The 10190-nt window shown below is 65.2% G+C and carries 9 protein-coding genes; 3 read left to right on the forward strand and 6 right to left on the reverse strand.

Going from position 1 to position 10190, the window contains the following annotated elements:
• Positions 1 to 180: 180 nt before the first annotated feature.
• The gene (locus tag CQ050_RS30395) at positions 181 to 717 is read right to left on the reverse strand and encodes a DNA-deoxyinosine glycosylase (protein ID WP_105560540.1); all 537 of its coding nucleotides are present in this window, start codon (positions 715 to 717) and stop codon (positions 181 to 183) included.
• A gap of 178 nt (positions 718 to 895) precedes the next feature.
• On the opposite strand from CQ050_RS30395, the gene CQ050_RS30400 reads away from it, so the two are divergent.
• Entirely contained in the window at positions 896 to 1759 is an 864-nt protein-coding gene (locus CQ050_RS30400) for a pirin family protein (protein WP_105560541.1), read from the forward strand.
• Positions 1760 to 1905: 146 nt separating this feature from the next.
• Here the strand turns inward: CQ050_RS30400 and CQ050_RS30405 are convergent, their stop codons facing one another.
• From CQ050_RS30405 to CQ050_RS30420, 4 genes are all read right to left on the reverse strand, one after another.
• On the reverse strand, positions 1906 to 2535 hold the full coding sequence (locus CQ050_RS30405; protein WP_105560542.1) for a class I SAM-dependent methyltransferase: 630 nt from the start codon (positions 2533 to 2535) through the stop codon (positions 1906 to 1908).
• On the reverse strand, positions 2532 to 3599 hold the full coding sequence (locus tag CQ050_RS30410) for a YhcG family protein (RefSeq protein WP_105560543.1): 1068 nt from the start codon (positions 3597 to 3599) through the stop codon (positions 2532 to 2534). Before CQ050_RS30410 ends, CQ050_RS30405 begins: the two co-directional genes overlap by 4 nt.
• A 178-nt stretch (positions 3600 to 3777) precedes the next feature.
• The gene (locus CQ050_RS30415) at positions 3778 to 5634 is read right to left on the reverse strand and encodes a phosphoenolpyruvate carboxykinase (GTP) (protein WP_105560544.1); all 1857 of its coding nucleotides are present in this window, start codon (positions 5632 to 5634) and stop codon (positions 3778 to 3780) included.
• Between the two features lie 143 nt (positions 5635 to 5777).
• The gene (locus tag CQ050_RS30420) at positions 5778 to 7400 is read right to left on the reverse strand and encodes an acyl-CoA synthetase (RefSeq protein ID WP_105560545.1); all 1623 of its coding nucleotides are present in this window, start codon (positions 7398 to 7400) and stop codon (positions 5778 to 5780) included.
• 101 nt (positions 7401 to 7501) lie between these two features.
• Here CQ050_RS30420 and CQ050_RS30425 point away from each other — a divergent pair, with 101 nt between their 5' ends.
• Positions 7502 to 8245: a TetR/AcrR family transcriptional regulator gene (locus CQ050_RS30425; protein WP_105560546.1), complete on the forward strand. Its 744-nt coding sequence runs from the start codon at positions 7502 to 7504 to the stop codon at positions 8243 to 8245.
• Here the strand turns inward: CQ050_RS30425 and CQ050_RS30430 are convergent.
• Positions 8191 to 9117, reverse strand: coding sequence for an SDR family oxidoreductase (locus tag CQ050_RS30430; RefSeq protein ID WP_105560547.1), 927 nt, complete (start codon positions 9115 to 9117; stop codon positions 8191 to 8193). The two genes, CQ050_RS30425 and CQ050_RS30430, sit on opposite strands and share 55 nt — an antisense overlap.
• A gap of 135 nt (positions 9118 to 9252) precedes the next feature.
• Here CQ050_RS30430 and CQ050_RS30435 point away from each other — a divergent pair, with 135 nt between their 5' ends.
• Entirely contained in the window at positions 9253 to 10047 is a 795-nt protein-coding gene (locus CQ050_RS30435; RefSeq protein ID WP_105560548.1) for an enoyl-CoA hydratase/isomerase family protein, read from the forward strand.
• Positions 10048 to 10190: the final 143 nt, after the last annotated feature.

Here is a 10190-nt window from a genome sequence, read left to right on the forward strand (position 1 = left end):
GCCCCCGCGACACCCGGCTCGCGCAACGGCATGCGGGCTCTGCTGGGGGGAGCTGGGTGCTTGGCGTTTTGGTGTGGAGGGATTGCTGCTGGAAGAGGTGGTGCGCCCGCCCGACAAGGCCGCCCTGCGCGGCCTTGCCGGGCATACGTGGGGAATGGGGGCTAGGCCGCTTTTGGGGGTTTAGGCGGTCAGCGCTTTGTGCCAGGCGGCTAGTTTCTTCTCGAACGAGGCGGCGGCGTGGGCGGGGCTGGTGGACGGCAGGTCCAGGTATTTCAGGTCTGCCCGGGCCAGCGTAGGCAGTACGTGGCGCCGGTACAGGGCGGCGGCTTTGCCGCCGTTGAAGCAGATGCGGGTGATGGCGGGATGGGCGGCCAGGAAGGCGGCGAAGTCGTTGGGGACCAGCGTGTCAGGGCGGATGTCGGCATCCAGGCTGCCGGGACGTTCGCAGGCTTGCAGTACGTCCCATAAGGCGACACCCGCGGATTGCAGGGCGCAAAGGCGTTGCGGGTAGTCCACGGTGGGGTCGAAGCCCAGGACGCGGGCCGCGATAGGCCAGAAGGCATTGCGAGGATGGGCGTAGTAGCGGGCCTGTTTCAGCGAGGCCACGCCGGGCATGGAGCCCAGCACCAATACCCGCGCACCGGGGGTTGCGACGGGGGCAAAGCCCCAAACTTGATCGTTGCGCCCTTGCGGCGCGGCATCCACGCGTTGTTCCATCAATCAAGGATACGTCAGCTGGCGGGCTCCCGCCGATGGCAGAAGGGATGAGCGTTGATCGTCCGATACATGGAACAGTGCTTACCAAGCAGGGGGACTACCGAAACGATCGTTCCGCCCTTATCTTTAACCCTATGACGAACGGTCCCGCAGGGGCCGCGCAATAGGAATAGACGCCATGAAGAAGATCCTCGGTTTGCACGCCGCTCCCCGCCCCCACTGGGTGGGCGACGGCTTCCCGGTGCGCTCGATGTTCTCCTACAACGATAAAGGCAAGAACGTCAGCCCGTTCCTGCTGCTGGATTATGCCGGCCCGGCCAAGTTCGAGCCGGCCGATCATCCGCGCGGCGTGGGCCAGCACCCCCATCGCGGTTTTGAAACCGTGACCATCGTCTACAGCGGCGAAGTCGAGCACCGCGATTCCACCGGCAACGGCGGCGTCATCGGTCCCGGCGACGTGCAATGGATGACGGCGGCCTCGGGCATCCTGCATGAGGAGTTCCATTCCCCCGCGTTCACCCGGTCGGGTGGCGAGCTGGAGATGGTGCAGTTGTGGGTCAACCTGCCCGCCCGCGACAAGACCGCGGCGGCCGGTTACCAGGGCATCCTCAATGCGGACATTCCCGTGGTGGCGTTGCCGGACGATGCGGGTTCGCTGCGCGTGATCGCGGGCAACTTCGCGGGCCAGGCCGGTCCGGCGCGCACCTTCACGCCCATGGACGTGTGGGATGTGCGCCTGAACGCAGGCAAGGCCGCGACGTTCCCCATCGCCGCGGGCCGCAACAGCATGCTGGTGGTGCTGCGCGGCACGGTGTTGGTCAACGGCGAATCCGTCGCCCGCGACGCGCATCTGGCGTTGTTCTCGCAGGAAGGGGAAGACATCACGGTCGAAGCCAACAACGACGCCGTGTTCCTGGTCCTGAGCGGCGAGCCAATCGATGAGCCCGTGGTGGGATACGGTCCGTTCGTGATGAACTCGCAAGCGGAAATCGTCGAAGCCATCCAGGACTTCAACGCCGGCCGCTACGGCAAGATGCACTGACGCCACGGGGGCGGGAGCCAATGCCCGCCCCGGCGGTACGACGTTTTCCTTTGACGGCGATTGAGCCCTGCCAAGAAAACCGCGGCCCCGGCCCGGGGGCCGCGGGAAGACTTTTTCCTGGTGCAGATGCCCTTGTCGAGGCCGCGCTAGCCGGTCCGCCGCCAGACGCTGGCCAGCCAGGGCTGTTGGTCGCGGGGCAGTCCTTCGGGACGGTAATAGTGTTCAAGCTCTTCGAACCCGGCGTCCGCCAGCAAGCTGCGCCATCCGTCCAGGTCGTGATAGACGCCATAGCGCCCACGGTTCCATCCTTCCTGATTGCCGCCTCGCGGGTTGGACGTGAACAGGACGCCGCCCGGTTTCAGCGTGCCGCGCAAGGCGCGCAACACCTGGGGCAATTCCTGGCCGGGCACGTGGAACAAGACGGCATTGGCGAAAATGCCGTCAAAGCGTGCGGCGGGCAAGGTCAGTTGTAGAAAGTCCTGGTGCCAGACTTCGCAGCCACTGGCCGCGCGCGCCATGTCGACAAAGCGGGGCGTGCCGTCCAACCCCACTGGCCGATGACCTAAAGCGGCGAAGGTCTTGAGATCGCGGCCCGGGCCGCAGCCCAGGTCCAGGATGTCATAGGGCGGCGGGCCCTGGATATGCCGCAACAACGCGCCGATGTTCTGGCTGACATCGTGGTCGCGCGTGCCGGCCTCGAACGATTCCGCGTTCTCTTCGTAGTGCGCAAGCGTCAGCGCGCTGATCTTGGCAAGGTCTTCGGGATCCAGTTTCATGAAGCCATTGTGCCTCGTTCGCCCGCCTCACGCAGTTCGATCTGCAACCGTGCCCGGCAAGCGGCCTGCTGCAGACGTTCAATCAACACGGCGCGCGGCGGCAAAGCGGTCAGGTAGTCGGCAACGTGAATGCCTGACTTGTCCAGTTCCAACAGTTCGATCTGCTCGGACTTTTTGCCTGCGCACAGGATGATGCCTAGCGGCGAAGCTTCCTCTGGTTCGCGTTCGAACTTGTCCAGCCAGCGCAGGTAAAGCTCCATCTGGCCTTTGTAGGCCGCTTTGAATTCTCCGACTTTCAGCTCAACCGCCACCAGCCGGCGCAACTTGCGGTTGTAGAACAGGAGGTCAAGGTAAAAATCCTCGTCGTCGATCTGGATGCGCTTTTGCCGGGCGACAAAGGCAAAGCCGCCCCCCAGCTCCAGCAGGAAGGATTCCATTTCACGGACGATGGCCGCCTCCAGGTCGGTTTCCTGCCAGGTGTCACGAAGGTCAAGGAAGTCCAGGATGTAGGGGTCGCGCATCACCAGAGCGGGCGACATTCGTTGGGCATTTCGCAGCGACTCCAATTCTTGCGCGATCAAGCTGTCCGGCTTGCGGGACAGCGCCGTGCGCTCGTACAACATCGAGCCGATCCGCTCGCGAAGGGTCCGAACGCTCCAGCGATCAGCACAAGCCATCTGCGCGTAGAAGTCTCGCTGAAGAGCCCCTTTTAGCGGGATCAGGGCGATAAAGTGGGTCCAGCTCAATTGTCGTATCAGTGATACGACAATCTTCTCGTCTGGGAAGGTGACTGCGAACTGCACCATACGACGCAGATTCTTCACGGCAAAGCTGCCTCCGTAGGCCTTGACCAACTGCGCCGCCAGATTCTGCAGCACGCCGACGCCATAGTCGGCCCGCCTCTCGTCCAGAACCTGTACATGAATGCGTTGCCCGATGCGCCAATAGAGCATCGTCAATCCGCTGTTGATCGCCGACGCCGCACGTTGGCGAGCCGCCTCGATCATTGCCTTGATATCGCCAAGTAGCGCCTTCGGTTCAGAAAGCGGTGAGCCCGCTTTCATCTCCGCGTTTCGCGTCGGCACTAGGGCCACATCGCCAACGGACGTTTTCAAATTCGGCTTCGCCACAATGACTCCTCGAATACCGCGCTTTCCCACGAAGCGCAGGGTGGAAGCCATCATGAAAGAAAAAAGCCCGCGCGCCTATGCAGCGCGCGGGCTTTTCGGACACAGTCAGCGGTCAGGCTGCCAGGCGCCCCTCGATCTTGATCTTGGTGGCCGGCAGGTCTTCGGGCAGGCCTTGGGCCAGTTGGCCGAACAGCTCATCGTGCAGCGCCAGTTCGTCGCGCCAGGCGCCGGCGTCCACCGACATGACCTGATCGAACTTGTCCGGCGTGAATTCCAGCCCCGTCCAGTCGATGTCCTGATAGCTGGGCGAAATGCCAAACACCTGGTCCACGCCCTTGGATTGGCCGTCGATGCGGCCGAGCATCCAGCGCAGCACGCGCATGTTTTCGCCAAACCCGGGCCAGACGAACTTGCCGTCCGGACCCTTGCGGAACCAGTTGACGCAGTAGATACGCGGCAAGGTGGCGCCCGCGGCTTCCATCTGCTTGCCCAGCTTCAGCCAGTGGTTGAAGTAGTCGCTCATGTTGTAGCCGCAGAACGGCAGCATGGCGAAGGGGTCGCGGCGCACCACGCCCTGCTGCCCGACGGCGGCGGCGGTGGTTTCCGAACCCATGGTCGCGGCCATGTAGACGCCTTCGACCCAGTTGCGCGCCTCGGTCACCAGCGGCACCGTGGTGGAACGGCGGCCACCGAAGATGAAGGCGTCGATAACCACGCCTTCGGGATTTTCCCATTCAGGATCGATGGACGGGCATTGCGCGGCCGGCGCGGTGAAGCGCGCGTTCGGGTGCGCGGCCTTGCGGCCGGTTTCGCGCGCGATGGCGGGCGTCCAGTCTTGGCCCTGCCAGTCGATCAGGTGCGCGGGCGGCGTGTCGGTCATGCCTTCCCACCAGACGTCGCCGTCATCGGTCAGCGCCACGTTGGTGAAGATGACGTTGGCCTTCAGGGTGGCCATGGCGTTGAAGTTGGTCTGCTCGCTGGTGCCCGGGGCCACGCCGAAATAACCGGCTTCCGGGTTGATGGCGTGCAGGCGGCCATCGGCGCCCGGCTTGATCCAGGCGATGTCGTCGCCGATGGTGGTGACCTTCCAGCCGTCCATGCCTTGCGGCGGAATCAGCATGGCGAAGTTGGTCTTGCCGCAGGCGGACGGGAACGCGGCGGCCACGTGGTATTTGCGGCCCTTGGGCGACGTCACGCCCAGGATCAGCATGTGTTCGGCCAACCAGCCCTGGTCGCGCCCCATCGTGGAGGCGATGCGCAACGCAAAGCACTTCTTGCCCAGCAGCGCGTTGCCGCCGTAGCCCGAGCCGTAGCTCCAGATCTCGCGGCTTTTGGGGAAATGCACGATGTACTTGGTGGGGTTGCACGGCCAGGCCACATCGGCTTCGCCGGCGGCCAGGGGCTTGCCCACGGAGTGCACGCAGGGCACGAAGTCGCCGTCGGCGCCCAACACGTCGTAGACCTGTTTGCCCATGCGCGTCATGATGCGCATGTTCACGGCCACGTAGGGGCTGTCGGAAAGTTCCACGCCGATGTGGGCGATGTCCGAGCCCAGCGGGCCCATCGAGAACGGCACGACATACAGCGTGCGGCCGCGCATGGCGCCGTCGAACAGGCCATTGAGGGTGTCGCGCATCTGGGCCGGGTCGGCCCAGTTGTTGGTGGGACCCGCGTCTTCGGGTCGGTCCGAACAGATGAAGGTGCGGTCTTCGACGCGCGCGACGTCGGAGGGATCCGAACACGCCAGGAAGGAATTGGGCCGCTTGGCGGGATTCAGCCTGCGCATCGTGCCGGACTGGACCATCTGTTCGCACAGGCGGTCATATTCTTCTTGCGAACCGTCGCACCACACGACGCGATCCGGTTTGGCCAACGCGACAACACTGGCCACCCAGTCGATCAGGCCGCGATGCTTGACGTAGGCCGGCACGTTCAACGCTGCCAGGCCCCCATCCAATGGCTTATTCATTGGGGCTATCTCCATACTTAGACAAATGGTGATACGGCCCCAATTCAGCTGGGGCCGTATGTAATTTGCGCCATCATACTTGCAGCGCTGGGCAACCCGTCAACCCATCCACATGGACGAGTTTGTCACGGGTTGAGACCGACTCAACCATAGTGGCCATCGCGTAACTCCCTACGGATGATCTTACCCGTGGCGGTGGTAGGCAAACTGGTTACAAACCGGATCGCGCGCGGGTATTCGTGCGCGGCCAGGCGGGTGCGGACATGCGCCTGCAGGGCCTTGATCAGCGCGTCGTCGCCGTCGAAGCCGTCGTTCAGTACCACATAGGCCATCACGATTTCCGTGCGCTGCTCGTCCGGCACGCCCACCACCGCCGCCATGCGCACGGCGGGGTGGCCGATCAGGCAGTCTTCGATGGGGGCAGGACCGATACGGTAGCCGGCGCTGGTGATGACGTCGTCGTTGCGGCCCACGAAGCGGATAAAACCTTGCGCGTCGCGCACGCCCAGGTCGCCGGTAAGCAGGTAGTCGCCCACGAATTTTTCGGCGGTGGCCTCGGGGTTGTTCCAGTACCCCAGGAACATGACGGGATCGGGCCTCAATACGCCGATGTTGCCCTCTTGTCCATCAGCCACTTCCACGCCCTGGTCATCCACAATAGCCACCCGGTGCCCCGGCGCGGCGCGGCCGATCGAGCCGATTTCCGGGTCGAACAGCGACGAACACGACGACACCAGCATGTTGCATTCGGTCTGCCCGTAGAACTCGTTGATGGTGACGCCCAGCACACGGCGGCCCCAGTCGATCAATTCAGCGCCCAGCGATTCGCCGCCGCTGGCCACCGAACGCAGGGCCAGGGGGCCCGCCGCGTCGGGATAGGCCGCGCCGCGCATCATCTTCAGCGCGGTGGGCGGCAGGAAGGTGTGGGTCACGCCGTGGCGCGCCATCAGTTCCAGGGCGGAGGTGCCGTCGAACTTCTCGAAACGGCGCGCCAGCACCGGGACGCCGTGGTGCCACGACGGCAGCAGCACGTCCAACAGGCCGCCGATCCATGCCCAGTCGGCCGGCGTCCACATCAGCTTGGCGTTTTCGGGGAAGAACTCGTGCGACATTTCCACGCCGGGCAGGTGCCCCAGCAGGACGCGATGCGCATGCAGGGCGCCTTTGGGCTTGCCCGTGGTGCCGGACGTATAGATGATGACGGCGGGGTCGTCCGCCGCCGTGGCCACCGGGGTGTAATCGGCGGATTCGGCGGCCAGCGCCGGATGGAACGGCACCGTGCCGCCCTCGCCTTCGCCGTCGATGCAATAGATGACCTTCAGGTCCGGCAGGCTGGCGCGAATTTCCCGCAGTTTGCGGCAGCCCTCGGTGTCGGTGACCAGCGCGACCGCGCCGCTGTTGGCCAGCCGGTACTGAATGGCATCGACGCCGAACAGCGTGAACAGGGGCACCGCCACCGCGCCCATCTTGTAGACGGCGATGTGCGTCACCGCGGTCTCGGGCGCTTGCGGCAGGTACACCGCCACACGGTCGCCGCGCTGCACGCCGTGGCGCGTCAGGCTGTGCGCCAGGCGGTTCGACTGCGCCTTGATGTCGTCGAAGGTGTAGCGCGTTTGCGCACCGTCGCTTTTTTCGTAGATCAGGGCCACGCGTCCGCTGCCGTCCGCCCATTTATCGCAGGCGTCGACCCCGATGTTGAACGCCGCCGGCACCTGCCATTGGAATTGGGACACAAGCTGCTTGTAGGATTCCGCTCGGGACAGCATGGTTTAGTCTCTGATGTTGTTATGGATCATCCAGGGCTTGCTCAACTTGCTTGACCCTGGCTCAATAATAAGCCCCGTCTACCCGCCGCTTTGCCGTCCGCATGGAAAAAACCCCCGCCGTCCCGATCCGCCGCCCCCCGGCCAGCGCCAAATCCGAACAGCGCATCCGTGACATCCTGCACATGGCGCGCCAGGTGTTCTCCGAGGCCGGCTTCCAGGCGGCCACGACGACCGAGATCGCCCAGCGGCTGGGCGTATCCGAAGCCACGATATTCACTTACTTCGGCGGCAAGCGGGAACTGTGCGTGCGGGTGATCAGCGATTGGTACGACGAGATCATCGGCAAGGTCGAAGACAGCCTTCCCCACGTGCAGGGCGCCCGCGCCCAATTGCACTACCTGGTGCATACGCACCTGCGGCACCTGTTGGCCGAAGGGCCGGGGCTGTGCGCCTTCATCCTCTCCGAAGGCCGCGCCCGCAATGACGATTTCGGCGACATCTACGCCGGGTTGCAGCGCCGCTACACCGCGCCGCTGATGCGCATCCTGGCGCAGGGCCAGGCAGACGGCGACATCCGCCGGGACATGCCGTTGCGGCTGTTGCGTTCGTCGGTCTATGGCCCGATGGAGCATGTGCTGTGGGACGCCATCCTGCGCGGCACGCGGGTCGACGTCGCGGCCACGGCCGACCAGTTGGTCGGCTTCCTGTGGCAAGCCCTGCAGCCGCCCCGCCAGGACACGCTGGCGCTGGCCCGGTTCCGCGGAGAAGTGCGCGACGCGCTGCATCGCCTTCAGGCGTCCGACGTATCCGACGAGTCCGCGAACAAGGACGGCGGCACATACTGAGGAAAGCCGCTATAGACGTCGCCGCGCTCGGCGGGCCGCAAGGTCCACGAATGCCGGGCGTTGGGCACGCCGCCGTCCACGCGGATGACACTGCCGTTGATGAAGGCCGCGGCAGGCGACAGCAGGAACACGACCGCCGCCGCCAGTTCCGCCTCGGTTCCAAACCGTTGCAGCGGCACCTTGGTCTTCAGCTCGCGCAGCACGGCGCGGTATTTGTCGTCGTAGCTATCCATGCCGCTGGATGCAATCCAGCCCGGCGCCACCGCATTGACGCGCACGCCCGCGTGCGCCCACTCGCAGGCTGCGGTTTCGGTCAGGTTCCAGACACCGGCGCGCGCCGCGCCCGAATGCCCCATGCCGGGCATGCCGCCCCAGATGTCAGCCAGCATGTTGACGATGGCCCCGCCATGCTGGCGCATGTGCTGCGTATAGACCTCGCGCGCCATCAGGAAGGTGCCGTGCAGGTTGTTCTGCACCACGGCGTTCCAGCCGTTGAAACTGATGTGGTCCAGCGGCGCCGGGAACTGCCCCCCGGCGCAATTGAACAAGCCGTCGATCGCGCCGTGGCGCGTCAGTACGTCCCTGACCGCGTCGCGCACGCCGGCTTCGTCGCGGATGTCGCAGGCGTGCAGGCTGATGCGCCCGGCCGCTTCCGGATAAATGCGGGCCAGCTCCACACCCGCCGCCTCCAGTTTGTCCAGCTTGCGGCCCACCAGCGCCAGGCTCGCGCCCAGCGCAGCCAGTTCGTGCGCGGTGCAACGCCCCAGCCCGCTGCCGCCACCCGTCACCAGAATGGTCTTGCCGTCGTAAAGCCCCGGCCGGAACACCGATGCATAACGCTGATCAGCGGCGGCGCCTGATTGTGGGTTCATGTCTCGCTCCATTATTTTTTTGAGGATAACTCAATAACCGCTCGGAATAAATCGCACGGCACCCGAAATAACCCTAGAATCACGACAGATTCGAACGTCGCTTATTGAGCCAAATTCAACACACGGGAGACCCCTATGACTCTGCCTGCCCCGCTGGATGTCGCCCACGATGGCGCCATCGTCCGCCTGACGCTGAACCGGCCCGACATGCGCAATGCCTTCGACGAGACGCTGATCGCAGCGCTCACCCGCGCCGTCGCGGATGCCGCCCAGGATTCCCGCGTGCGCGTACTGCTGCTGACAGGCGCAGGCAAGGCGTTCTGCGCCGGCGGCGACCTGAACTGGATGCGCAAGATGGCCACGCACACCGACGCCGACAACCGCGCGGACGCCACCCGGCTGGCCGACATGCTGCACACGATCTGGGCCTGCCCCAAGCCGGTGGTGGCGTGCGTGAACGGCGACGCCTACGCCGGCGGCATGGGGTTGCTGTCGGCTTGCGACATCGCCATCGCCGCGGACAGCGCGCACTTCTGCCTGTCCGAAACCCGCCTGGGCCTGCTGCCGGCCACCATCAGCCCCTACGTGATCCGCGCCATGGGAGAGCGTGCGGCCAACCGCTATTTCCTGACGGCCGAACGCTTCAACGCGGCCACCGCGCTGCGTTTGGGCCTGCTGCACGACGTGGTGCCGGCCGAACGGCTGCGGGACGAAGCCGACGCGATCTGCCGCACGCTGTGCGCCAACGGCCCCGACGCCGTCCAGGCCAGCAAGCGGCTGGTGCGGGACTTTGCCGGCCAGCCCATCGACGCCGCGCTGATTGCCGACACCGTTGAACGCATCGCGGCTTGCCGCAGCACCGACGAGGCCCGGGAAGGCGTGGCCGCTTTCCTGGAAAAGCGCGAGCCGTCGTGGCGGCAGATGCCCTGAACGCGCGGCGAAGACGTAGACCGGCACGCCCCCTGAACGAGGCGGCCGGCATCGCCATGACATAATCTGTGGCGCATCTTCAGGAATCTTCATGCCGCACGCAATGCCCCCCTCTTCGCTTTCTTCGCCTGCTTCCCCCTCCC

Source organism: Achromobacter sp. MYb9 (assembly GCF_002975275.1).
Classification (GTDB): Bacteria; Pseudomonadota; Gammaproteobacteria; order Burkholderiales; family Burkholderiaceae_B; genus Achromobacter.